The sequence below is a fragment of the Streptomyces bacillaris genome (assembly GCF_003268675.1).
GTDB classification, from domain to species: domain Bacteria; phylum Actinomycetota; class Actinomycetes; order Streptomycetales; family Streptomycetaceae; genus Streptomyces; species Streptomyces bacillaris.
The window spans coordinates 255048-279890 of record NZ_CP029378.1 but is presented as its reverse complement, the minus strand read 5'-3'; the positions used below and the strand labels follow the sequence as shown (position 1 = coordinate 279890).

Genomic DNA, 24843 nt, shown 5'->3' with positions numbered 1-24843 from the left:
GGAGGAGGCCGGACATGGCCGCACGGACGAGAGACATGACGGTGGACGCGAACGACGACGCGGGGACGAACGGGAAGGCGGATCCACCGGACGGGCCGGACCGGACCGTGGAGGTGCCCGCCGCGGTCCGGGCGGAGGGGCTCGGCTTCGGCTATCCGGGGCGCGAGGTGCTGCGCGGGGTCGACCTGAGCATCGGCGCCGGTGAACTCGTGGCCCTCATCGGCCTCAACGGCTGCGGCAAGAGCACCTTCCTCAAGCTGGCCGCCGGACTGCTCACCCCCGGCGCGGGCCGGGTCCTGCTCGACGGCGACGACGTGGCGCGCCTGCCCCGGCGGGCCGCCGCCCGCCGGGTCGCGCTGCTGCACCAGTCGGCACCGGCCGTACCGGCGCTGACCGTGAGGCAGTTGGTGCGCCAGGGCCGGTATGCCACCCGGGGACCGCTCGGGATGCTGCGGGACGGCGACGACGAGGTGGTGAACCGGGCCCTCGCCGATGTCGGCGTGACCGACTGGGCGGACCGCCCGGTGGACGCGCTGTCGGGCGGCGAGCGCCAACGGGTGCGCCTCGCCATGGCGTTGGCCCAGGACGCCCCGCTTCTCTTCCTGGACGAGCCCACCACCTATCTCGATCTGCGGCACCAGCTGGAGGTGCTCCAGACCGTCGTACGGCTGCGCGCCGAGCGGCGGCTCACCGTGGTGATGGTGCTTCATGACCTCAACCACGCGGCGCGGTTCGCGGACCGGATCGTCGCGCTGCGGGAGGGGCGCATCGCCGCCGACGGCCCGCCGGCGGAGGTGGTCACGGAGCGCCTGCTGGCCGAAGTCCTGGGCGTGCAGGGGCGAGTGGGGATCGATGCCGAGGGCGGCTGGCCCGTCTGTTACCCAGATCACCCTCTCGACCCGCCTCAGCTATTGCGGAATGAAAATCATATTCATTAGTGTCTGTGGTGCGGCAAGGAACAACGTCGCGACCATCATCCGATCCATCGATATGGAGGATTCAACTCATGGAGCAGAACAAGGTGTTCAGCCCGATCGCTGACCAGGGCCAGCTCGCCCACCTCTCCGCCACCCACTCGAACGCCCTCGTCGAGAACCCGTTCGACGACGCGGTCGAGGCCGACACCGCGGACGAGAAGTAAGCGGCACCTGCCGCTGAGGCAGGCTCCCGCTCCTCGCGTGGCGGGCCCGTCCGGTCAATCCCCGGACGGGCCCGTCCCGTTACGACCCGCCCGCTCGCTCCCGTACCAGCACGCTCCTCGGAGGCCCCCGTGAACCCCAGTCGACTCGCTCCCGGTGCCGGGATCGTCACCGTTCCCGGTGACCGGCCCGTGCTCCGCACCGCCGACGGGGAGTTCCTCCGCATCGACACCGGCCGCGTCGGCGGTGCGGAGCTGGTCGACCGGCTGACGGCGGGGGAGGGGGCGTACGCGGACTCCGTATCCGCCCCCGAAGCCGTCTCCACCTGCACCTCCGCCTCCACCGAACTCGACCGGCTGGTAGCGGCGTTCGAGGAGGCCGGGCACGCAGTGACCGAACCCCGCCGCCCGCCGCTCACCGGGCGGACCGTCCACCTCCTGGGTGACCCCGTACTCACCGAACCGCTCTCCCGGTTCGCCGCGGCGGAAGGCGCCGAGGTCCACCCCGCCACCGCCGACGGTCTGACCGGACTCGCGGGGCGGCGGGACACCGCCGTGGTCTGGTGCCTCGACTCGCCCGTAACCGAAGGGCTCTGGGCCGACGCGGACCGGCTGCCCGCGCGGCACACCGCCTGGCTCCGCTGCCACCGTGAGGGCGCCCACGCCTGGATCGAGCCCCTCGCCTGCGCCCCGGGCGACGTCACCTCCGCCCATGTACGGCTGCGCAGACTCGCGGCGACCGCCGCCCACCGCGAACTCGCCGCCTACTGGACCGGCCACCGCACTCCCGACACCGGCCCGCACCCCACCGAGGCGTCGGCCGCGCTGATCGCCGCGCTGCTCACCGCCGACCTGATCGCCTGGGCGGGCGACGGAAGCGGCCGGGGAACCGCCCTGCCCGCCCGCCGCCGACTGCGCCGGATCGACCTGCGGGACCTGACCGTCACCGAACACCCCGTGCTCCCGGTGCCGGACGTTGCTCCGCTGCCCGCCCCCGTAACGGGCGGGAAGGCATGAACACCGGCCACCGCGCGGGCGCGCACACGAACACCGCCACCGTGCACATCCCCGCCCCCGACGGCACCCCGCTCGCCACCGACCTCTGCCTACCGGACACGCCCGGCCCCCACCCCGCCGTCGTGATCCGCACCCCCTACGGCCGTACCGCCCACCACGCCGAGCTGCGCGGCTGGGCGGCCCACGGGTTCGCCGCCCTCGCCCAGGACGTACGCGGCCGGTACGGCTCGCCCGGTCCCTGGCACCCCTACCGGGACCACGAGGAGAGCGACGGCGCCGCGACCGTGGTGTGGGTGCGCGAGCAGGGGTGGAGCGGTGGCGGCCCGGTCGTCGCGGTGGGCTCCTCCTACGCCGCCCACTGCGCCCTGGTCACCGCGCTCGGTGCCCCCGGCGACGGCCGCCCGGACGCCGTCATCGCCGCCGTCCCCGCCCTCGGCCTCGTCGAGACCGCCCGCGAGCCCGCAGGACCCGAACGCCTCGGGGCCCGCGCCGGCTGGTGGGCCGCCCACGGCGACCGCCCCGACTCGGCCCCGGACGCCCTGGCCTCCGCCCTCACCGACGACCCCCGGCTGCTGGAACACCTCCCGCTCACCCGGCTCCCCGACCGCCTGGGCCGCCCCCTGCCCTCCTGGCCCGGACTCTGGGACGACTGCGTACGCGGCAGGATCGTCGCGCGCGGCTCCGCCTCCCGCCTCCCGCTCCTCGCCGTCGGCGGCACCCGCGACCCCTTCGCCGAGGACACCATGGCGCTGTGGCGCGGCTGGGGCGGGCCGGCCCGGCTGCTGCTCGGCCCCTGGGGCCACCGCCTCACCGCCGACCGGCCCGAGATCGCCGCCGACCGCATCAACCTCGGTGCTCTGTACGTACGCTGGGCCCGCGCCGCTCTCGCCGGACGGCTGGATACCGAGCGGCGCGGCGTCATCTCCCTCGGTGGCAGCGGTCGTTGGCACCGCATTCACGAGGCCGGCCCACGCCCCCCGGAGAGCGCCTCGACCCGGACCGCCACCTGGGCCCTCGACGCGCCCACCGGTCTCCGGCCGCTGCACGGAACCGAGTTCACCGCAGACCCGGCCCACCCGGTCCGCTCCGACGACCTGACCGTCCCGGCCCCCACCGAGGGCGCTCCCGCCGACCGCTGCCTCCTCCTCTCTCCGCCCCTGCCCCGGCCGCTCGACCTGGCCGGACCCGCCACCGCCCGGTTCCACGCCACCGCCGACACCCCCGCCGCCGACTGGGCCGTCCGCCTCACCGCGCTCGACCCGGCCGGCCGCGCGGACCCGCTCGCCTTCGGCATCGTCCGGCGCACCGACCCCCCCGGGCGCACGGCCGAGATCACCGTGCCGCTCGGCACCCTGGGCCGCAGGCTGCCCGCCGGGACCCGGCTGCGCGCGGAGATCGCCGGACACCACTTCCCCGCCCACGCCCGCAACCCGCACACGGGCGAGAACCCGGTGACCGCCACCCGCCTCGCCCCCTCCCGCAGAGCCGTCACGGCCCGGGGGAGCGCCCTGCACCTGACCGTCGTCGCCCGACGCCATTACGTCGAGCCCGTACCGGAGATATGCCGTTGACCAGCACCCTGCCCGTCGAAGCCCTGGTCGATCCCGTCTGCGGGCTGATCCGCGGCGTCGAGCCCGTCGAGCACCCGACGGGAGCGCCGCCGCGCTACACCGCGATGACCGCCGAGGTCTCCGACGCCAGGCGCCTCGGTGCCTGGCCCGCCGACCGGGTCTCGCTCGGCACCACCTTCGGGGACCCCCGAGGCGCCTGGATCGCCGCCGTCGCGGAGGCCGTCGAGCGCTACTGCGGCAACCGCCTCCCGCCGCCCGGCCACCCCGACGCACCCCGCCGGGCCACGGCCGCCGAACTGGAGGCGGAGGGTGTGCGGGTGTACGGACCCGGGGCGCTGCCCCGCTACGCCTCCTGGCAGTACGGGCGCCCCCGCTTCCCGTACGCCGAACTCACCCCCGAGACACCGGCGCTGTGGACCCGGGCCACCGAGAACGGCGAGTCCTGCTGGGCGCCCGTCGCCCTCACCCACCTCAACTGGCGCCAGGGCGAGCTGCGTTCGCTGCCGCGCACCCACCATCTCAACTACGCGGGCATCGCCACCGGCCAGGGCCTCGACGACGCCGTGGAGCGAGGGCTGCTCGAAGTCGTCGAGCGCGACGCCCTGGAGCTGTGGTGGCACCTGGACGGCCCCACCCGGGGCATCGACCCGGCGAGCGTCCCCGGCCTCACCGAGGACCTGGCCGGAGCCGAACTCGACGTCCACATCGTGGAGATGCCCTCCGAGTTCGCCCCCTGCGTGGCCGCCCTGGTCCACGACCCCCGGCGCGGCATCCACGCCGCCGGGTTCGCCTGCCGGTACGACCCGGCGGAGGCGGCCCGCAAGGCGGTGCTGGAGGCCGTGCACACCTGGGTGTTCACACAAGGCGCGGTGGATGCCGACGGTTGGGTCCACCGCTCGGTGGAGGCCGGTCTCTTCGCCCGGGGCCTCTACCTGGACCACCGGGCCGACCGCCGCTATCTCGACGACTGCGGACCGGAGTTCGCCGCCGTACGGGATCTGGGCGCCCATGTGCAGGTGTGGCTGGACGACCGGATGGCCCCGCTGGCCCGGCGCTTCACCGAACCGGCCGCGGGTGTCGTCCCCGTCACCGAGCTCGCGCCCGGCAGCCGCTCCGCCCTGGACGCCGCGCTCGCCGCCGGCGGCCACCGCGTGATCACGGCCGACCTGACCACCGAGGACATCGCGGAGACCCCGCTGCGCGTTGCCCGCGTCCTGGTCTCCGGCCTGATCCCCAACGCCCCTGCCGCCTTCGCCTACCTGGGCTGCCCGCGCTTCGCCGAAGCCGCGCTCGCCCGGGGCTGGCGCACCCGACCCCCCACCGGACCGGCGGACTTCACCCTCGCACCGCCGCCGCACATGTGAAGGAGCGCCCCCTCATGACCCAGGCTCCTCCGGCAGCCTCCGCGCCCCTGCGCCGCGCCCTGGCCGAGGCCAGATCGCCCCGGGTGCCGCGCACGGTTCCGTATGCGCCGGAGCGCGCCTTCCCCTGGGAGGGTCCGGGGCTGCCCCTGGACGGGCCCGGGGGAGCGGTGGATCTGGACCGAGCCCTGCGCCTGTCGCTCGCGGCGCCCCGGGAGGCGGGTGGCCGGTTGCGGCCCGCTGCCTCGGCGGGCGCGCTCCATCCTGTACGGGCCCACCTGCTCATCGGCCCCGGCTGCTCCCTGCCACCCGGCCGGTACGCCTACGACCCGCGCACCCACCGCGCCCACCCGCGCGGCCCGGCTCCCGCCGACGCGCCCCCGGGAGCCGTGGCCGTCCTCACCGTCGTCGCCTCCCGCACTGTCGCGCACTACGGACACCGCGCCTGGCCGCTGCTCCTGCTCGACGCGGGCCACGCGGCGGCCGCCCTGGCGCTCGCCGCCGCCCCGGGCGGTGTACGGGTGTCGCTCGACGCGGACGGTACGGAGCTCGCGGCGGCGGCCGGGCTGCCCAAGGCGGCCGAGTGGGAGGTCCGATGGCCCGGCACCGAACCCGAACTCCCGCTCGTAGCCCTGTGGCTGTCCCCGGGCGGGACGCCCGCGCGCGAACGCGACCCGCTGGCCGCCTGGTCCGCCCACCCCCGCTCCCGGACCGCCGCCCCGCTGCCGCAACCGGATGCCGGGACCGCACCGACAGGTGAACTCGCCTGCGCACAGCACCTGTTGGACCGCCTGACGCGAGCGAGTCGCCCCACCTGGCACCCCGCCCACCGCCCCGGCCCGGTGACCGACGACACGCTCCGTACGCGAAGGAGCGCGGACCCCGCCGACCTGACGCCCCCGCCTGCCCCGGAGTTGCTCGCCCAGGTCCTGGCGACCGCGCAGGCCGCCCGGCCGGACGGCCCCGCGTGGGTCGCGGCGGTCGGTGGCGACGCCCCGGGACTCCGTACGCCCGCCGACCTCCTCGCCTCGGGCGACGCCCGCCCCACCCTCGCCCGCTGGGCGGCGGGCCAGCGCTGGATCGGCACGGCGGGCGCGGTGCTCCTCGCCCACGGCTGCCCCGCCGACGCCCCACCGGCCCTGGTCCGCGGCAGCCACCTGGCCGCCGGGTACGCCGCCGGTGCCGCCCAGGCCCACGCCACCGCGCTCGGGCTCCGTTCCCGCCCCATCGGCTCCTGGCAACAGGCCGACCTGGGCGCCGCACTCGGTGACGCCCCCGGCCAGGACTGGATCATCCACGGCCTGGCCCTGGCCGCACCTCCAGCCCCTCCGGCACCCCTGGAATCCCCGGCGCCCCCGTACCAGCGCACACCCCGCCCCGCCCCACCGACCCCGTCGGGCAAGGAAGAACGCCCATGATGCTCCACCCCGAACTCCTGCGCGCCGCCCGGACCGCCCGCCGTCCTCTCGGCCTGGCCACCGTGCTGCTCGCCGCCGTCACCCTCACCCACCTCGCCCAGGCCGTCCTGCTCGCCGTCGTCCTCTCCCGGATCGCCCACGGCGACACGGCCGCCCTCGCACCGCTGCTCCTCGCCGTGCTCGCCGTCGTCCTCATCCGTGCCGCGCTCGGCCGCGCCCAGCGGCTGACCGCCGTCACGGCGGGCGCCACCGTCCGCATCCGGCTCCGCGACACCCTGCTGGCCCGCCTCGGCGGACTCGGCCCCACCGCGATCACCGGTGCGCGGGCGGGAGCCGTACGCGCCACGCTCGTGGACGGGGTCGAGGGCGTGGACGCGTACGTCTCCCGCTACCTCCCCCAGGCGCTCATCACCGCCGCCGTCCCCCCGCTGCTGCTCGTCGCCGTCGCGCTGATCGAGCCGTACGCGGCCCTCGCCCTGGCTCTCGCCCTGGTACTCGCGCTCTTCGGGCCGCGCTGGTGGGACCGGCTGCTCGCCCGGCGCGGCAAGGAGCACTGGGACTCCTACGAGGCCCTGGCCGCCGACTACTTGGAGGCTCTCCAGGGCATGGCCACCCTGCGCGCGGCCGGTGCCGTCGGCCGTGTACGGGAGCGGCTGGAGAAGCGTTCGGCGGCGCTGCACCGGGCCACCGTCGCCAAGCTCCGGGTCTCGCTCGTCGACACCGGCCTCACCGACCTCGCCGTCCAGGGCGGCACCGCGGCCGCCGTCCTCGTGGCGTGCTCCTCGGCGGCCACCGGACGCACCGCCGCCACCGGCACGTACCTCCTGCTGATGCTCGCCTCCGAGTGCTTCCGCCCCATCCGGGACCTCTCCCGCGAATGGCACGCGGGCTATCTCGGGGTCTCCGCCGCCGACGGGATCGCCGCCCTGCGCACCGCCGAACCCGCCGTCGCGGACCGGGGCACGGTGGAGGCCCGCTGGGACACCGCCCCCGAAATCCGTTTCCTGAACGTCCACTTCACCCATCCGGGCGCCGACCGCCCCGCCCTGGACGGCGTCACCTTCACCGCACCCGCCGGACGCACGACGGCGATCGTCGGCCCCTCCGGCGCCGGGAAGTCCACTCTGCTGAGCCTGCTCCTGCGCCAGCGCGACCCGGACCGGGGCCGCGTCACGATCGCCGGAACCGCCACCGCCGCCTACAGCCTCGCCTCGCTGCGCCGGGGGATCGCCGTCGTCTCGCAGGAGACGTACCTCTTCCACGCCACCATCGCGGAGAACCTCCGCATCGCCCGCCCCGCCGCCACCGACGGACAACTGCGCGCCGCCGCCCGGTCGGCGGGCATCCACCAGGAGATCACCGCGTTCCCGCAGGGGTACGACACCCTCGTCGGCGAACGCGGCGCCACGCTCTCCGGCGGCCAGCGCCAACGGCTCGCCCTCGCCCGCGCCCTGCTGGCCGACGCGCCGGTCCTGATCCTGGACGAGGCCACCAGCGCGGTGGACGAACGCGGCGAGGCCCGGATCGTACGGGAGCTGGTGGCCGCGAGCCGGGGCCGAACCTGCCTGGTCGTCGCCCATCGGCTCGACGCCGTACGCCATGCCGACCACATCGTCGTCCTCGACGGCGGCCGGGTCGAGGCATCCGGCGACCACAGCGGGCTGCTCGCGGCCGGCGGGGTCTACGCCTCCCTCGTAGCAGCCGGCCACCCCGCCCAGGAGGACCACGCCGCATGACCACCCCCGAGAACGCCCCCGCCGTCGCTTCCGGGACAGCCACCGCACCCGCGTCGGCCCCCGCCGTCGCTTCCGGGAAAGCAGCCGCACCCGGGCCGTCACCCGTCGGCGCTGCGGAGAAGGCCGCCGTACCCGTGTCGGCACCCCCCGGCGCACCGGCCGCAGCTCCGGAGAACGCCGATGCCTCCGCCTCCGTCCCCACATCCGGGCAAGCCGCCGCACCCGCCCCCGAGGCCACCCCCACCCCCGAGACCACCCCCGCCCCAACCCCCGACACCGGCGCCCTCCGCTCCCTCCTCCCCGTCCTCGGCGCCCACCGCGTCACCGTCCTGCGCACCTGCGTGGCCGCCCTCGTCGACCAAGCGGCCCTCGTCGCCCTGGTCACCCTCGCCGCGCACACCGTGGGCACGGCGGTCATCGAGCACAGGGCGCCCTCGGCCGCGACCGTGGGGATGCTCGTCGGGCTCGTCCTGCTCCGGGCCCTCGCCACCTGGCGGGAGATGGACCTCTCGCACGACCTCGCCTACCGGGTCCTGGCCGAGCTGCGGGTCCGGGTCTTCGACGGGCTCGCCCGGTCCGCCCCCGCGCGGATCGCCGGGCGGCGGAGCGGAGACCTCGCCTCGACCGCGCTCGGTGACGTGGAGGCGCTGGAGTTCTTCTACGCCCACGCCATCGCCCAACTCCTCGCCTCCGGGCTCGTCTTCGCCGCAGCCGCCACCCTGCTGGGCATCCTCGGGCCGTGGCTGCTGCTCGCCGTCGTGCCCGTCGCCCTGCTGCTCCTCTGGTCGCCCCTGCTGGAGGCGCGGGGCCGGGCCGAGCGCGGTGCGCGGACCCGGGCCGAGCTGGCCGACCTCTCCGCCGAGAGCACGGAGGCCGTCGACGGGCTCCGCGAGCTGCTGGCGGCGGGTGCCCTGGACCGGACCCGGGCCCGGCTGCGCTCCGGCGGACGGCGGCTGGCCCGCGCCCAACGGGCCGAGCAGTCCTGGGAGACGGGGGCCGGGGCCGCCCGCGATCTGCTGGTCGTCGCCGCCGTCATCGGGGTGGTCGCGGCCGCCGCCCACGCGGCGGGCGGCGGGCGGCTCGACGGGGCCTGGGCCCCGGCGGCCATGGCCCTCGCCCTCGGCGCGCTCGCCCCGGTGGCCGAATCGGCGGCCGCGCTGGGCCGGGCGGGCAGTCTGCGGGCCGCCGCCGCCCGGGTCCGCGCGGCCGTGGACGCACCCGCGGGCGCTCCCGCTCCCGCCGTGCCGGTGCCCGTTCCACCGGGGCCGCTGGGGCTGCGGCTGCGCGGCGTACGGTTCGGCTACGGCGCCGCCCCCGTCCTGGACGGGCTCGACCTCACCGTCCGGCCGGGCGAGACGGTGGCCCTCGTCGGAGCCTCGGGCGCGGGCAAGACGAGCTGCGCCCACCTCCTGGCCCGCTACTGGGACCCGCAGGAGGGCACGGTGGAGCTGGTGCCGGGGGACCCCGCCCACCCCGTCGACCTGCGGGACCTCACCGAGGACGACCTGCGGGCGGCCGTCTGCGTGGTCGGCCAGGAGGCGCCGCTCTTCCACGGCACCCTCGCCGAGAACCTCCGCCTCGCCGCCCCCGACGCCACCGACCGGGAACTGGCCGCCGCCGTCCGCACCTGCGGCCTCATCCCCGTCGTCGACGCCCTGCCCCAAGGCCTGGACACGCCGGTCGGGGAGCGCGGGGCCACCCTCTCCGGCGGCCAGCGGGCCCGGGTCGCCCTGGCCCGGGGGCTCCTCGGCCGCCCCCGCGTCCTGGTCCTGGACGAGACGACGGCCCACCTCGACCACCGGGGCGACGCCGAACTGGCCCGGGCGCTCGCGGCGGACCTCCGGGCCCGTACCCGTACGACGCTGATCATCGCCCACCGGCCCGCCACCGTCCGCCGGGCCGACCGCATCGCCGTGCTGGAGGGCGGACGCATCGTCGAGGAGGGCACCTGGTCCGAGCTGGCCGGCCCCGGCACCGCGTTCAGCAGGCTGTTCAGCCGGGCGGCGGGGGAGATCCCGGACCGGACGGCGGGGGAGAGGCAGGAGGCAGAGGAGAGCCCGGAGGAACCGGCAGCGGCGACGGCAGACTCTGCTCCGCCCAGATGATCTTCCCCCGGTGGGTGTACCGGGTGCCCCAGCGGCGGGCGAGCTGCGCGACGAGGAAGAGGCCGCGGCCACCCTCGTCCGTCGTCCGGGCGTGCCGCAGCCGCGGGGTGGTGCTGCTCGCGTCGGAGACCTCGCAGGTCAGCACGGACTGGAGCAGCAGCCGCAGCCGTACGGGACCGGAGGCGTACCGGATCGCGTTGGTCACCAGCTCGCTGACGATCAGCTCGGTCGTCATCGTCAGCTCGTCCAGCCCCCAGGTCTCGAGCTGCCGGGCCACCTTGCTCCGGATCGTCCCGACGGCGGCCGGGTCCAGCGGCACGTCCCACGAGGCCAGCCGGTCGGGGCTGAGCGCATGGGTACGGGCGAGGAGCAGGGCGATGTCGTCCGGCTGCGGGACGGGCAGCAACTCCTTGACCACCACCGCGCACAGCTCGTCCAGCGGCAGCCCCTCCCGGGAGATCGCCCGCCCCAGCCGGACCTTGCCCTGTTCGGTGTCCTTGTCGGTGCCCTCGATGAGGCCGTCGGTGTAGAGGCCGAGCAGGCTCCCCTCGGGCAGCTCGACCTCCAGGGACTCGAAGGGGAGCCCGCCGAGCCCCAGCGGCGGACCGGAGGGGAGGTCGGGGAAGCTGACCTCGCCCTGCGGGGTGACGACCACCGGCGGCGGATGCCCGGCCCGCGCCATCGTGCAGCACCGGCTCGCCGGATCGTAGACGGCGTAGAGGCAGGTGGCGCCCAGGACCGTCGTCCCGCCCCGGTCCGCCTTCCCGGCCGCCGGCTCCTCCTCGCTCAGCCGCATCACGAGGTCGTCCAGCCGGGCCAGCAGCTCGTCGGGGGCGAGGTCCATGTCGGCCAGGGTCTGGACGGCGGTCCGCAGCCGGCCCATCGTCGCCGCCGCGCTGATCCCGTGCCCCACCACATCACCGATGACCAGACCGACCCGGGCCCCGGACAGCGGGATCACGTCGAACCAGTCGCCGCCCACCCCGTCCTTCGCGTCCGCCGGGAGGTAGGAGGACGCCACGTCCAGCGCCGTCCCGCCGCGCAGGGTGTGCGGCAGCAGGCTCTCCTGGAGCACCAGGGCGGCGGTGTGCTCCCGGGTGTAGCGGCGGGCGTTGTCCACACAGACCGCGGCCCGCGCCACCAGCTCCCGGGCGGGCGCCACATCGTCCTCGTCGAACGGCACCGGGTTCTGCGACCGCATGAACGTGGTCAGCCCGAGGACGGTGTCCCGCGCCCGCATCGGCACGGAGATGAGCGAGTGCAGCCCGAAATCGCGGATCCGGGCGGCCCGGTCCGGCTGCTCCACGGCCCACCCGTGGCTGTCCGGATCGAGCTGCGGCAGGAGGACCGGGTCACCGTCGAGAAGGAAGTGCGCGTCGTGCGGCGGCGGTACGAAGTCGACGCTCTCCCCGACCCGTACGACCGCCTCCGGACATCCCTCGCGGACGGAACTCATCCCCATCCGGCGCATGGACGGCCTGCCGCCGCGCACCCCCGGTCCGTGCAGCGGCACGCCCGGCCGCTCCCGGCCGAGCGGGGTCTCCAGCAGGTCGACGAAGACGAAGTCCGCGAACCGGGGCACCGCGAAATCGGCCAGCTCCTGGGCGGTGCGCTGGACGTCCAGGGTGGAGCCGATACTGGCCCCCGCCTCGTTCACCAGCGCCAGCAGCCTGCGCGCGTTCCACCGGTCGGTCACGTCCTGGACCATGTAGCCGATGCCGATCCCGTTCTCCTGGGCGTCCACCAGCGGGAAGAACGAGCTGGAGTAGGCGCGCCTGCGGTTCGGGTCGGACCAGCTCCACCCCAGGTACTCGTAGTCCGTGACCGGCACCCCGGTCGCCAGGACCTGCCGCATCAGCCGCTCGATGGGCGCCGCGAGCAGTCCGGGCAGCACATCGGCGGGCCGCCGCCCCAGGCGCTGCTCCCGGGGGACCCCGCCGAACCGCTCCAGGGTGTCGTTGAGCCAGATGTAGCGCAGCTCCGGATCCATCACCGCCATGCCCACCGGCGACCGGGTGAGGAACCCCTCCAGCACCGACCCCTCCACCGTCCACTGCGGGGTGCGCTCCCGCCCGGAGAGGAGAAAGCCTTCGCGCCCGGCGATCAGGAAGGAGGCGGAGACCTGTACGTCGACCTCGACCCGCCTCTCGTCCCGGGCGCACAGGGCGAGCAGACCGCTCCACCCCGACCCGCCACGCGCCCGGGCGGCGACCGCCGCCGTACGCCGGGGATCGGGGTCCCCGGCCAGCAGCAGCGCGGCGGGGCGGCCGATCATCTCGGCCGCCGCGTACCCGAGCAGCGCCTCCGCGCCACGGGTCCAGCCGATGACCGTGCCGTCCCCGGCGACCACCGCCACCGCGTCGTCGCTCAGCCGCACGGGGCCCCGCGGATCCGCGGAGGGCAGCGGGCCGGGCCCCGCCGGGGGCCCTCGTCGGCGGATGCCATGCACCTCACCACCATCTGTAGGTTTCCATGGTCGCGCGTCCGTCCCGAGTGCGCACCGGGCCGTCTGCCGACCGGGTTCCGCACGGGGTCCTTTTCGCCCGTTCGGCGGCGTCACGCGGCGGGGCGCGCCCCCGTTGGGGGAGTGACGAGCGGTTGCTCTGTCCCCCTGCCCCCGCGCTGGACCGTGTGGGTGGACGGCTCCGGCCCCCGAGAGGAGGCCGGAGCCGTTTTCATGGGCGTGGTGGGCGTCCCCCGGGCACGGTCAGAATCGGAAGCAGAACTTCCGGTCCTTGAGCCACTGGCTCAGCCAGTCCCCGAACGGCACGGTGACGCACCACTCGCGGCCCGTCGGCGGCTCGGGAGCCACAGGTGTCGGCGGAGCCGTCGGCGTGGGCGGCACGGTCGGCGGGGCGGGCGGCGTCGGGTCGACCGGGGGCACCGTCGGCGTCGGAGCCGGGACCGTCGGCGTGGGCGTCGGGGTCGGGCTCGGGGCGGGCCGCACCGGCGCGGCCATCTCCGCCAGCTTCGTCCGGTACACCTGGGTGGAGCGGGGGTTGCTCCGGCACTGCCACACCCCGTGCGGGCAGTAGTCGGTGATCGTCTGGTACACCGGCTGGTGCCGGTCGATCCAGTCGAGCATCCGCCGCATGTACTCCGGGTTGTCACCGTTGCGGAAGAGCCCCCACTCCGGGAAGGAGATCGGCTTGCCGCGCTCGGCCGCGAAGTCCACGTGCTTCTGCAGCCCGTACGGATCGTTGACCTGGTCGTCGAAGGTCCGGCCCGGCGGCTGGTCGTAGGAGTCCATGCCGATGATGTCGACCACGTCGTCACCGGGGTAGCACGCGGTCCAGGGCACCGCGTCCAGGCCCCGGCTGGGCGTGAAGTCGAAACGGAACTCCTGCCCGGGCACCTCCCGCATCGCCGCCACGATCCGCTGCCAGTACCTCTTCCACGAGGCAGGATCGGGGCCGCAGCGGTGGGTGTAGGTGGTGCCGTTCATCTCCCAGCCGAGCACGATCACCGTGTCCGGCACGCCCAGCGAGACCAGCCGCTCCGCCAGCCTGGTGAAGTGCTGGTCGAAGTCGCCCGCCGCGCCCGCCCGGAGCAGCCGGCGGACCCGGGCGTCCGGGACGCGCTGCTCGTTCCGCTCCAGCATGGGGACGTTGAGGACGAACATCCGGTCCTCGTCCGCCTTGCGCCACTTAGCCCAGGACTCCAGGAACTCGGGGGCGCCCTCGATGTTCACCCACAGGTCGCCCGGCAGGTAGGTGTGGCCCACCCGCAGCTCGGCGCCGCCGAGCCAGCGGGACAGCTCGTCCATCCTGCGCACTCCGGCGGGCCCGTAGTCCAGATAGGCGCCGTGGGCCGTGGTGCCGGGGCCCCGGCTGCCCTGCGGCCCCGGGGAGGCGCTGTCCACGGAGTCGGTGCCCGGTGGCGGCTGGCCCGCGATGCCCCCGCCTGCCAGCAGGCTGAGAACGGCCGCGGCGATACATGTGGTGATGAGTCGGCGCTTGGCCGGCATGACTCCTCCTGGCTGAAAGGAAATTCCGGCCGGTACGGCCCGGTGCGACGAGGGTTTCACCATCCTGCATGACGTGCGAACAGAATGGTCCATTTATCGCATTTCGCCGTCGTGAAAGGTCCGATCAGGTGACCGTCGGGCCCATGGAGAGAGGCAGGGAACCGACCCGGTTGTCGAAATTCGAATCCACCAGTCTCGGTTCGCCGGTCCGCCGGATGACGGTCCGTCGGGTGAGCAGTTCCCGGAACAGGGCCGTCATTTCGAGCCTGGCCAGATGGACGCCGAGGCAATGGTGCGGGCCCCCGCCCCCGTAACCGAGGTGCGGATTCGGCGACCGGGTGATGTCGAAGAGATCCGGACGGGTGAAAACCGCTTCATCGCGATTGGCGGAGGCGTAGAGCAGTGCGACTTTCTCGCCGGGGAGAAAGGTCCGGCCGCCCAGCTCGAATTCCGAAACGACGGTCCTGCGGAACTGGATGATGGGCGTCGAATGGCGGACGATTTCCTCCACCGCACCGCCGATGTACCGCTCGAAGTCCGACCGGAGCAGCTCCCGCTGCTCCGGATGCCGGTCCAGCAGCGACACCCCGTGCGCGATCGCGTTACGGGTGGTCTCGACCCCGGCCACCAGCAGCAGCGAGAAGAAGGCGCCCAGCTCCCGCGAGGAGAGCCCCTCACCGTCGACGTCCGCCCGCACCAGCGCCGAGACCAGGTCGTCCTGCGGACGGCGGCGGCGCTCCCGGGCCAGCCGTGCCATGACGAGCTGCATCATGGCGAGCGAGGCGGTCCCCCGGCCGGGGATCCGCAGCCGGCCCCGGCGCTCGACGCCCACCTGCTCCGAGGCGTGGTCGATCTGGGCGGCGATCCGCGGCCGGTGCTCGGCCGGGATGCCCATCAGGTCGCAGATCACCTCCAGGGGCAGCCGCGAGGCCGCCGACGGCATGAAGTCGCCCGGCCGCTCGGCGATCATCTCGTCCACCAGGCGCCCGGCGAGACGGCCGATGTTCTCCTCGGTGGCGGCCAGCAGCCGGGGCGTGAAGCGCCGCGAGATGATCCGGCGCAGCGCCGCGTGCTCGGCCCCGTCCATGTTCACCATCGAGTTCCCGAAGAGCGCCTTCGCCCACCCGGCCGGCTCCGGGGTGGTGGCCCCCGGAGCACTCGCGAAGACCTTCGGGGTGCGGCTCGCGGTCATCACGTCCGCGTGGCGCACCAGGGCGTAGAACGGCTTTCCGGAGGTACGGGCGGTGCCCGGCCGGGGCGTGAACAGTACGGGCGCCTCCAGCTCCCGCAGCCGGGCGAAGGCGGCCAGCCGCTCCGGGCGCGGCAGCTGCCAGAAGGCCGGGTCGGCGAGATCACGGTGTGCCGCACGGTCGTCGGACACCTGATCGGTAACGGTCATCCCCATCCACCTCCACGAGTTCGCCAGGCCATCGTCGGCTCCGGCGCGCGGGGCGGACCGCGCGACGCGTGCCTCCGGCGCGGATGGCCGTGCACGGTCACGCGTTTGACGGAACGCGGACGACGCAGCGGCCGGGAGAACCGATTCGCCGCCCCCTCGTTGCCACCATCGCGAGCAACAGCACCTCGGACGAGCCAACGAGAGGCAGTCATCCATGAGCCGAACCACCGATGCGGGCGACGCACCGCGCGGTCCGTCGCGCCGGATCCTCCTGCGGACCGGCTTCACCGCCGTCGTGGCCGCGGGCACCGCCGCGGTCCTCATCCCGCTCCACGACCACCGCCAGGACGCCGCCCCCGCCCCCGTACAGGGCCCCGGCCACGCTGCCGCCGGGGCCGCCGGGGCCGAGGAGTTCGCCGAGATGTACCGGGGCCGGGAGATCCGCGGCGGCGTGAGCGTCCTGGTCCCGGCCGCCGGACCGGGCGGCGGGGCGCACCACGCCGAGCCGGTGGCCGAGATCCGCATCGACGGCCGCCCGCTGCACGTCATGCGCCGCGCGGACGGCACCTACCTCAGCGATGTCACGCACTACGAGTCGTTCCCCACGCTCCGCGAGACGGCCCGCGCCGCCGTGGACGAGCTGGGCACCGCCCGCCTGGCGCTGCCCGCGTCGCACCACCGGTGAGCGGCACACCGCACGCAGGGACCGCGCCCCACGGGGGCGCCGGACGGCAAGTGAACGTCGCACCGCATGTGAACCAGGAGGACCAGAACCGGTGTACACCCGCAAGAACCAGCGCGACCTTACGCGGACCGAGAAGCGCCGCCTCGTCGACGCGATCCTGAAGATCAAGCGCTCGGGCCGCTACGACGACTTCGTCGTCATGCACCGCGAGTACTACGTCATGGACACCGAGAACCGGTCGCGCCCCGCCCATATGACGCCCTCGTTCTTCCCCTGGCACCGCCGCTACCTGCTGGAGTTCGAACGGGCCCTCCAGGCCGTCGACCCCGGGGTGAGCGTGCCCTACTGGGACTGGACCCAGGACCGCTCGACCACCTCGTCGCTCTGGGCGGAGGACTTCCTCGGCGGCAACGGCAGGCCCGGGGACCGCCGCGTCATGACCGGCCCGTTCGCCTACGACGCGGGCAACTGGAAGGTGGGCGCCGGGATCACCGACCAGAACTGGCTGACCCGCAACTTCGGCCGGCCCGGCCGCGACCCGGTCTCCCTGCCCACCGCCGACGACGTGGCCCGGGCCCTCAAGGACCCCGTCTACGACACCGAACCCTGGAACAGCGTCAGCACCGAGGGGTTCCGCAACCGCATCGAGGGCTGGGGCATCCACCGGGTGCGCCCGGTCGCCAACCACAACCGGGTCCACCAGTGGGTCGGCGGCCCGATGGCCGGGGCCGCCTCCCCGGAGGACCCGGTGTTCTGGCTCCACCACTCCTTCATCGACCTGCTCTGGGACCGCTGGCGGAAGGCGCACCCCAAGTCGGCCTATGTGCCGGGCCGCAAGCCCGACGCGCCGGGCCGCGAGCGCCGCCACGTCTTCGGGCTGGACGATCCGATGCCTCCGTGGAACGTGACCCCGCGCGCGCTCCTCGACCACAGCAAGGTCTACCGCTACGCCTGAGCGCGCACAGCGCAACGGCCGGCCCCTCCGGGAGGAGGGAGCCGGCCGTTGCGCTGTGGAGCGGGGGATCAGCGGCCGTAGCCGTAGTCACCGTTGTCGTCGTGGCCCTCGGAGGCGTTGACGCAGGTGTTGCCGAACGCCGGGTTGAGCACGCCGACCAGGTTGACGGTGTTGCCGCAGACGTTGACCGGGATGTGGATCGGGAGCTGCAGGATGTTGCCCGAGGCGACACCGGGGGACCCGATGGCCGCGGCCTGCGCACCCGAGTCGGCAACGGCCAGGCCGGCGCCGCCGGCGACCAGGGCACCGGTGCCCGCCATCACTGCGGCGACCTTCGTCATACGCGACATGAGAACTCCTTGTGAGAAAGGGGGGTTGCTGCGGAGCACGAGGCCCGCACGCTCTGACAACGCGGCAGGCGCCGGACGGTAACGGATCATCACCCGGGCGGAATCTCCCGGGCCGTCCTGCGGCCTGTCGCCGCCCGCCTCACCGCCCGATGACCGGAAGCGTGGTAAGGCGCTCGTGCCAGTCCCGGGCCGCGGGGAACCGCGCCTTCACGGTCTCCACCGCCCGCTCCCGTACCGCCACCTGCGACTCCCGCAGCCGCAGCAGCGGCTCCAGGCCCGGCCGGGCCAGCAGCAGCCGCTGGTTGACCACCGTCACCGGCTGCCAGTGGTTCTTGTACTGCTCCGCGCCGCGCAGCAGGCTCAGCACCTCCCGGCCGGTGTCCGACGCCTGCTGGGACACCTCGCGCAGCAGCATGGTCGACACATCGACCTTCCGCTCCCGCAGCGCCGGGTCCGCCCCGTACAGATAGCCGCCCGCCAGCCGCGCGGACTGGAGCGACAGATTGGCGGCCACGACCTCGCCGCCGATACGGAACTCGGTGACGGCGGCCGAACCGTCGCCGACCATCCGGCCCACCGACCGGACCAGATGGTCGGAGAACCGGGCCCGCAGATGCTCCGGGTTGACCCCCCGGTCGCGCCACTGGAGTTCGTGGAGGCGAAGCAGGGTGCCGACGGCCGCCGGGACCCCGTCCTGCGGAATCCTGCGGGCCTCCACCCCCAGCGCCTCGATCCGGCGCAGCTTGGCCCGCAGCCGCTGGCCCCGCGAGCCGGTGAGCCGCGCCACCAGGTCGCCGAGCGGACGCGCGGGCAGCTCCATGCACGTCGAGTCCGTCAGCCGGCTCCGGGCACCCGGCCACCGGCCGAACAGCAGCTGCGCCGACGCGTCCGGGCGGACCTCCCGCAGATCGACCACGCAGTGCCGGGCCGCGCGGTCCAGACCGCGCTGGAGCGCCCCGACCGCGTACCCGGCCTCCTCCTCGTCCACCAGGATGTCGAAGAAGTCGGAGATCGCCCCGCCCATCGGCACCAGCAGCGGCATCGGGCGGTGCGCCAGCATCAGCGGGGCCGCCCCGATCAGCCGCCCCGACCGGCGCACCAGCAGGACCCGCAGCCGCCCCTCCTGGCCGTAGGAGATCCACCACGAGTGGAGCCAGGCATGGCTCTGGAAAGGGGTGGCGGTGGCGCAGCGCCGGTGCAGCGCGTCCCACTCCCCGGCGAGCGCGCCGAACTCCCGGAAGTCCCGGCAGAGCGTCACCGAGAGACGGCCCGCACGGCCGGCCGTCATCGCACCAGCTCCCGTTCCTCCGCGGGGGCGTGGCCCTCGGCGGCGGCCGGCGCGGGCACCGGGGCGGAGACGGCCCGCTCGGTACGCCGGGGCCGTACCAGCAGCACGAGCCCGCCGAGCAGCCCGCCCGCGGCCGCCCCCACGGCGGTGCCCAGCGGCACCGACGGCGAGACCGGCTGGTCCGGCTTCATGGCGTGGGTGAACTTGATCAGCTTCACCCCGGTGTCCTTGGAGACATGGCCGCTGCTCACGATGACCGCCTCGATCACCGCGTTGGCGATGTCGGCCGCCTTGCCCGGCTTGTCCGACGTGCCCGTCACCGCGATCATCGGCGAGTCGGGGGAGGTCTCGGAGCGCACCTGGGAGCGGAGCGCGCGCATCGGCTCACCGGCCGCGCCCTGCGCGTAGGAGAGCGTCGCGTCGCTGGTGACGAGACGCCCGTAGGACTGCGCGAAGCCGAGCGCGGCCGCCGGGTTCGTCTCGTCCTCCGCGACCGCCATGGCGTAGCTGGTGGATTCGTACTGGGGGGTCGCCAGCAGCCCGTACGAGAGCCCGGACGCGGCGCCCAGCACCACACAGACGGGCAGGGGCCACCACTGGGGCAGCCGGGTCAGGGCGGTGCGCAGCCGACGGCGCGTGACGACGGGTCGCTGCTGCTCGGGAGAGTCGGTCATGAAGGGGTTCTCCGGTTCGGTGGGGCGGTGTCGAGGGCGTACGCGTACACATCCATCAGGCGCTCGCTGCTGCGCCGGATGTCGTAGTGGCCGACGGCCCGGGGCGGCGGCCGGCGGTCGGGACAGGCCTGTATCCGCTGCCGCAGCACGGCGGTCAGCTCGTCGGGGCTCCCGGCGATCCGGGTGGCCCCCGGGGCGTGGGCGGCGGACAGGTCGTCGATGGCCGGGCAGGCGTCGTGGAGCACGGGCAGTCCGGCGGCGAGCGCCTCCACGGCGGCCAGCCCGAACGACTCCTCACGGGACGTCGACACGAAGGTGTCCACGGCGCTCAGCAGCGCGGGCACCCCGGGGACCGGACCACCCCCCTCCGCCCCGCACTCCCCGAGCAGCCGGATGCGGTCGGCGGCCCCGAGCCGGGCCGCCAGCGCCCGCAGCGCCGGTGCCTCCGGCCCGTCCCCGGCCAGCAGCAGCCACACCCCCGGCAGCGCGGCGACCGCCCGTACGGCCACGTCGAAGCGCTTGCCCGGCACCAGCCGCCCCACCCCGCCGACCACGAACGCGCCCTCGGGGATCCCCAGCGCCGCCCGCACGGCGAGCCGCCGGTCCGGGTCGAAGCGGAACCGGTCCGCGTCGATCCCGTTGGGCACCAGCCGGATCCGCTCGGCGGGCACCCCCCAGTCCCGCAGCCGCCCGGCCACGGTGGAGGAGACGGCGACCGTGGCCGCGCCCAGCCGCTCGGTGGAGAGGTACAGGGCGCGGATGCCCCGGGTCAGCGGGCGGCCCTCGATCTCGGCGCGCCCCAGGGAGTGTTCGGTCGCCACGGCCGCCCGCACCCCCGCGAGGCGCGCCGCGACCCTCCCGTACACACAGGCCCGGTAGAGATGGGTGTGGACCAGGTCGTATCGGCCGTCGCGGATCAGCCGGGTCAGCCGGCCGACCGCCGACAGGTCCCGGTTGCCGCGCATCCCCAGGTGGACGACGCGTACGCCGTCGGCCCGCAGCCCGTCCGCCACCGGGCCCGGGTTGGTGAGCGTCACCACGTCGCACTCCACCGGCAGATGGCGCAGCAGCAGCCGCAACTGCTGCTCGGCGCCGCCCACCCCGAGCCCGGTGATGATGTGCAGCGCCCTCACCGGGTGCCTCCCGCCCGCACCGGGGAGGCGGTCCGGGAGCGGGAGCCGGGGACCGCGCCGTGCCGCAGCCCGTGGCGCAGGTCCTTGGCCCAGAGCCGGACGCCCCGGTCGGCCTGGCTGATGTGGGTACGGGGAAGGGCGAACCGGCTGACCAGCGGACCGGGGGCCAGCGCGCAGCCGTACCCGTACCCGGCGGAACCGACGGCCTCCATCACCCGCCGGTCGAGCGTCCCGTACGGATAGCAGAAGCCCTCCGGCAGCTCGCCGGTCAGGTCACCGATCAACTCCCGGCTGCGGACGGTCTCGTGGCGCAGCTCCTCGTCCGTCAGCGCGGTGAGGTCCCGGTGGAGCAGACCGTGCGAACCGACCTCCACCCCGGCCCGGGCGAGGTGCCGGATCCCGTCGTGGGTCAGCAGCGGCTTGCGCGGCCCCAGTGGGTCCCACTCGTTCACGCCCCCGGGCCGCCCCGGGAGGACGAAGACGGTCGCGGTGCAGCCGTGGCCGCGCAGCACCGGCAGGGCTTCGTGGAGGAAGTCCGCGTACCCGTCGTCGAAGGTCAGCCCCACCAGCCCGCGCCGCCCCTCCGCATGGGCCCGCATCAGCTCCGCCACCCCCACCCCGCGCAGTCCCCGGCTCCGCAGCCACGCCAGCTGTTCGGCGAGCCGGCGGGGGGAGACGGTGATGCCGTACGGGTCGTCGTCGGTGTCGGTCACCGAGTGGTACGTGAGGATCCACGGCTGACGGCGGGTGTGCGGGCGGAGCCGGGACGAGGGAGCGTCGGCGCAGGGCGCCGAGGGGTCAGCGGCCATCAGTGAACCTCCGTCGGATGAGTGCCAGCAGGGAGACGACCTCGGGCGAGCGCAGGGCCAGCCCGGTCAGGAAGAAGACGGCGGGGACGAGGACACACCCGGCGGCCAGGCTCAGCACCGCGTCGGGCACCATCGGGGCGGCGGCCCATCCCGCCGCCCCGGCCACCAGGGCGGCGCCCGTGAGGCGGCCGAGCGACACCGTGACCGCCCGCGCCCGGATCGGGACCACCCGGGTGCCGAGCCCCATCAGCAGGAGCAGCGCGGTGGTGCTGATCCCGAGGGCGTTGGCGGTGGCGATGCCGTCGACGCCGAAGCGGTACGTCAGCGCGTAACCGGCGCCCATCGTGACCAGGAGCCCGGTGCCCATGGCGAACGCCGGGAACCAGGTGGGCCGGGTCGACGAGAAGAACGGGCGGCTCAGCGCGCCCACGAGACAGTGGCCGAGCAGCCCCGCCGCGTAGACCCGCATCACCTGGGCGGTGGCCTCGGTGTCGGAGACGTCGAACGCGCCGCGCTGAAAGAGGACTTCGATGATCTGGGGCGCGTAACCGAGCACCACCGCCGTGCCGAGCAGCACCACCATGCCCGCCAGCGCGAGATCCCGCTCGACCCGCCGCCGCGCCTTCTCCCGCTGCCCGTCGGCCATCGCCCGCGCGACGACCGGGAAGGTCACCGTGCAGATCATCAGCGAGAGCACCATCGGCATCTGCGCGACCTTCTGCGCGTAGTTCAGATGCGAGATCGCGCCCGCCGGGAGCGTGGAGGCGAGGAACCGCTCGACCAGTACCTGGGACTGGCGGCTCACCACGAACACCACGATCGGGGCGAGGACCGTCATGCCCAGGAGCGGCGCGGTCCGCACGGCCCGCCGCCCGAGCCGTACCGGGCGCCGGAGGCGTGGCCGGGCCAGGGGCAACAGCTTCAGGAAGGTGGGGAGCTGGGTGAGGATCATCAGCAGACTGCCGACGGCCACACCCGCCGCCGCGGCCCGGACGCCCCACACGGCGTGCAGCGCCAGCGTCATGCCGATGATGCCGATGTTGTACGCGACATAGACCCCGGCGGGCGGCAGGAAGCTGCGGTGGGCGCGCAGGGCGGCGCTGAAGTAGCCGGTGATGCCGAAGGTGAGCACGGTGACGGCGGTCAGCCGGGTGCAGTCCACCGCGAGCCCGGGATCGGCGAGCCCGGGCGCGAGGACGCCGACCACCCAGGGGGCGCCCACCATCAGCAGGGCGGCCCCGGCCGTGAGCAGGAGACAGAGCCGGGGCAGGGTGACCGCCACGAGTTCCCGTACGGGGTCGGGTCCGGGCTCCCCGGTGGGCTCGGCCTTCCCGTCGTTGGACTCCCCGGTGGCTCCGGCGGACCCGGTGCCGGGCTCCGTGGTGGCCTGGTCGGCGGCGCGGCGGGTGAGGGCGAGGCTGAAGGCCGGGACGAGGAGCAGCGCCATCCCGTCCTCGATGAGGAGCGTGGCCGCCATCTCCGGCACGGTCCAGGCGATCAGGAACGCGTCGCTGGCGTCGCTCGCGCCGAAGTACCGGGCGATCGCCTGGTCCCGCACCAGCCCGAGCGCGGCCCCGAGCACGGTGAGCACCGCCGTGGCGGCCGCCGCCCGGGCGAGGAACGAGCCGAGACCCGGTGCCTCACCGCCGTCGGCGGGGTCCGGAGCGGGGTCGACGGCCGTGGTCCCGCGTCCGCCGGGGCCGGAGCCGGGGGGCTGGCCGGGGGCCGGGAGCAGCGGAGGGGCGGGCTCGGCGTGGGCCAGGGCCTCCGACGGGGGGAGGGCCTCCTCTGCCTGCGGGAGAGCCCCGGCCTGCGGGAGGGCCTCGGTCTGGGGGAGAGCCTCCGCCCCCGTCCCCGTACCGGTCTCGCTCACGCGGTGCCCGCCTTCTCCGGCTCGGCCAGCGCCCACCAGGCGGCGAGCCCGAGGATGACGCCGCCCAGCACGGTGGTGGGCCCGCCGATGTCGGAGTACAGGAAGTTGACGCACTGCCAGGTCATCAGGGCGACCGCCACCAGACCGCAGTCCATGGCCGCTTCACCGCGCGACCGGGCGCGCCGCAGTCTCCGTACGGCACCGACCAGGATCGCCGCCCAGCTGCCCACCACGGCGGTCAGACCGATCAGGCCCTGCTCGCTGAGGATGAGCAGATACATGTTGTGCGGGGAGAGCAGCGCCTGCCGCCGGAACTCCTGGCCCGCGCCCGCCGTGTCGCTGCCGGAGGAGAGGCCGACCGAGGCGTGGGCGTCCCGGTGAGCGGGGAACCCCTTGAGGCCGACGCCGGTCGCGGGCTGCTCGCGCCACATGGAGCCCGCCGCGCTCCACATGGCGTACCGGTCGCTCACCGAACGGTCCGGCGCCCGGGTCACCTGGGTCACGGACGCGGCCCGCTCGGCGATCGGCTGCGAGCCGATGCCGAACCCGCCGACCAGGACGACGGCCGAGGCGCCGAGCACCGCCAGCGAGGTCAGCGCCTGCCGGCGGCCGGCCAGGGCCAGCGACACGAGCAGGGCCGCCGCGGTGGCGAGCCACACGCCCCGGCTGAAGGAGAGTGTCAGCGGCACGATCAGCCCGACGGCGACGACCGCCGCGCACGGCCGCAGCCAGGCGGGAGCGGTGCGCGGGGTGCGCAGGGCACACGCGGCGGCGGCCAGGAGCCCGTAGGCGACGACCGTGGCCATGCCCATGATGTCGCTGGGCCCGAAGGTGCCGACCGCGCGGATCTCCTCGCCCATGTACGAGGCGCCGGTCCCGGTGACGTACTGCTCGACCCCCACCGCGCCCTGCACGAGCGCCAGGACCACCAGCGCCCCGGCGACGATCCGGAAACCGTGGGCGTCCTTGAGGAGCAGGCAGACGGCGGCCGGGACCAGGACGAAGACCTGGAGGTAGCGGACCAGGCCCGGCAGGGCCGCGGCCGGATCGGCGGCGGTCACCGTCGCCACCGCGAAGCCCACGGCGGGCAGCCCCAGCACCAGGGCGGCGGCCCCGCTCAGCGGGCGCTGCCGGAGGTACAGCAGGCGCCCCGCACAGACCAGCACCGCGATGCCGGAGGCGATGTCGGCCGGTCCGACCGACGGGCCGCCGCCGACGCCCAGGCCGTACGGCAGGGCGGGCAGCAGGACGGTCGCGATGAGCGGCAGCAGCGGCCAGTGCCGGAGCCACCCGGCGCGGCGGGGGCGCGCGACGGTACGGGAAGGGGCGCCGGGCGCCGGGGCGGTGAGCGTGGTGGTGGTCAT

The 24843-nt window shown here is 75.1% G+C and carries 20 protein-coding genes; 10 read left to right on the top strand and 10 right to left on the bottom strand.

What is annotated here, in order from left to right; all coding sequences use genetic code 11:
- Nucleotides 1-14 precede the first annotated feature (14 nt).
- The 8 genes from DJ476_RS01225 to DJ476_RS01195 all read left to right on the top strand — a co-directional run bounded on the left by DJ476_RS01225 (nt 15) and on the right by DJ476_RS01195 (nt 10346).
- A complete protein-coding gene (locus tag DJ476_RS01225) occupies nt 15-938 on the top strand; it encodes an ABC transporter ATP-binding protein (RefSeq protein WP_241565786.1) in 924 nt (307 codons plus the stop codon).
- 68 nt (nt 939-1006) lie between these two features.
- Nucleotides 1007-1141 (top strand): streptamidine family RiPP, encoded by a 135-nt coding sequence (amiA, locus tag DJ476_RS35280; RefSeq protein WP_018487574.1) that lies wholly within the window; start codon nt 1007-1009, stop codon nt 1139-1141.
- A gap of 129 nt (nt 1142-1270) precedes the next feature.
- The gene (locus tag DJ476_RS01220) at nt 1271-2155 is read left to right on the top strand and encodes a hypothetical protein (protein ID WP_112489579.1); all 885 of its coding nucleotides are present in this window, start codon (nt 1271-1273) and stop codon (nt 2153-2155) included.
- A complete protein-coding gene (locus DJ476_RS01215) occupies nt 2152-3726 on the top strand; it encodes a CocE/NonD family hydrolase (protein WP_112489578.1) in 1575 nt (524 codons plus the stop codon). The genes DJ476_RS01220 and DJ476_RS01215 overlap by 4 nt, the downstream gene beginning before the upstream one ends.
- On the top strand, nt 3723-5090 hold the full coding sequence (locus tag DJ476_RS01210; RefSeq protein ID WP_208853465.1) for a YcaO-like family protein: 1368 nt from the start codon (nt 3723-3725) through the stop codon (nt 5088-5090). Before DJ476_RS01215 ends, DJ476_RS01210 begins: the two co-directional genes overlap by 4 nt.
- Before the next feature lie 14 nt (nt 5091-5104).
- Nucleotides 5105-6505, top strand: a complete 1401-nt coding sequence (locus tag DJ476_RS01205) for a nitroreductase family protein (protein WP_112489576.1) — start codon at nt 5105-5107, stop codon at nt 6503-6505.
- The gene (locus DJ476_RS01200; RefSeq protein WP_112489575.1) at nt 6502-8241 is read left to right on the top strand and encodes an ABC transporter ATP-binding protein/permease; all 1740 of its coding nucleotides are present in this window, start codon (nt 6502-6504) and stop codon (nt 8239-8241) included. Before DJ476_RS01205 ends, DJ476_RS01200 begins: the two co-directional genes overlap by 4 nt.
- The gene (locus DJ476_RS01195) at nt 8238-10346 is read left to right on the top strand and encodes an ABC transporter ATP-binding protein (protein WP_112489574.1); all 2109 of its coding nucleotides are present in this window, start codon (nt 8238-8240) and stop codon (nt 10344-10346) included. Before DJ476_RS01200 ends, DJ476_RS01195 begins: the two co-directional genes overlap by 4 nt.
- On the opposite strand, the gene DJ476_RS01190 is transcribed toward DJ476_RS01195, so the two are convergent.
- The 3 genes from DJ476_RS01190 to DJ476_RS01180 all read right to left on the bottom strand — a co-directional run bounded on the left by DJ476_RS01190 (nt 10234) and on the right by DJ476_RS01180 (nt 15712).
- A complete protein-coding gene (locus DJ476_RS01190) occupies nt 10234-12723 on the bottom strand; it encodes a SpoIIE family protein phosphatase (protein ID WP_318294278.1) in 2490 nt (829 codons plus the stop codon). The two genes, DJ476_RS01195 and DJ476_RS01190, sit on opposite strands and share 113 nt — an antisense overlap.
- 330 nt (nt 12724-13053) lie before the next feature.
- A complete protein-coding gene (locus DJ476_RS01185; protein ID WP_103421850.1) occupies nt 13054-14313 on the bottom strand; it encodes a glycoside hydrolase family 26 protein in 1260 nt (419 codons plus the stop codon).
- A gap of 124 nt (nt 14314-14437) precedes the next feature.
- Nucleotides 14438-15712 carry a cytochrome P450 gene (locus DJ476_RS01180; protein ID WP_112489573.1) on the bottom strand — a complete coding sequence of 425 codons (1275 nt, stop codon included), beginning with the start codon at nt 15710-15712 and terminating at the stop codon, nt 14438-14440.
- A gap of 214 nt (nt 15713-15926) precedes the next feature.
- On the opposite strand from DJ476_RS01180, the gene DJ476_RS01175 reads away from it, so the two are divergent.
- Entirely contained in the window at nt 15927-16397 is a 471-nt protein-coding gene (locus tag DJ476_RS01175) for a tyrosinase family oxidase copper chaperone (protein ID WP_103421848.1), read from the top strand.
- 91 nt (nt 16398-16488) lie between these two features.
- The gene (locus tag DJ476_RS01170) at nt 16489-17352 is read left to right on the top strand and encodes a tyrosinase family protein (protein WP_103421847.1); all 864 of its coding nucleotides are present in this window, start codon (nt 16489-16491) and stop codon (nt 17350-17352) included.
- A 68-nt stretch (nt 17353-17420) separates the two neighbouring features.
- Here DJ476_RS01170 and DJ476_RS01165 read toward each other — a convergent pair whose 3' ends face one another.
- From DJ476_RS01165 to DJ476_RS01135, 7 genes are all read right to left on the bottom strand, one after another.
- Nucleotides 17421-17702 (bottom strand): chaplin, encoded by a 282-nt coding sequence (locus DJ476_RS01165; RefSeq protein WP_103421846.1) that lies wholly within the window; start codon nt 17700-17702, stop codon nt 17421-17423.
- Nucleotides 17703-17841: 139 nt separating this feature from the next.
- Nucleotides 17842-18990, bottom strand: a complete 1149-nt coding sequence (locus DJ476_RS01160) for a GNAT family N-acetyltransferase (RefSeq protein ID WP_103421845.1) — start codon at nt 18988-18990, stop codon at nt 17842-17844.
- Complete coding sequence (locus tag DJ476_RS01155) at nt 18987-19664, bottom strand: YveK family protein (RefSeq protein WP_019765654.1); 678 nt, start codon at nt 19662-19664, stop codon at nt 18987-18989. Before DJ476_RS01155 ends, DJ476_RS01160 begins: the two co-directional genes overlap by 4 nt.
- Entirely contained in the window at nt 19661-20797 is a 1137-nt protein-coding gene (locus DJ476_RS01150; protein WP_112489572.1) for a glycosyltransferase, read from the bottom strand. The genes DJ476_RS01155 and DJ476_RS01150 overlap by 4 nt, the downstream gene beginning before the upstream one ends.
- Complete coding sequence (locus tag DJ476_RS01145; RefSeq protein ID WP_103421842.1) at nt 20794-21606, bottom strand: polysaccharide deacetylase family protein; 813 nt, start codon at nt 21604-21606, stop codon at nt 20794-20796. The genes DJ476_RS01150 and DJ476_RS01145 overlap by 4 nt, the downstream gene beginning before the upstream one ends.
- The gene (gene murJ, locus DJ476_RS01140) at nt 21596-23479 is read right to left on the bottom strand and encodes a murein biosynthesis integral membrane protein MurJ (protein WP_112489571.1); all 1884 of its coding nucleotides are present in this window, start codon (nt 23477-23479) and stop codon (nt 21596-21598) included. The genes DJ476_RS01145 and murJ overlap by 11 nt, the downstream gene beginning before the upstream one ends.
- Entirely contained in the window at nt 23476-24843 is a 1368-nt protein-coding gene (locus tag DJ476_RS01135) for an O-antigen ligase family protein (RefSeq protein ID WP_112489570.1), read from the bottom strand. The genes murJ and DJ476_RS01135 overlap by 4 nt, the downstream gene beginning before the upstream one ends.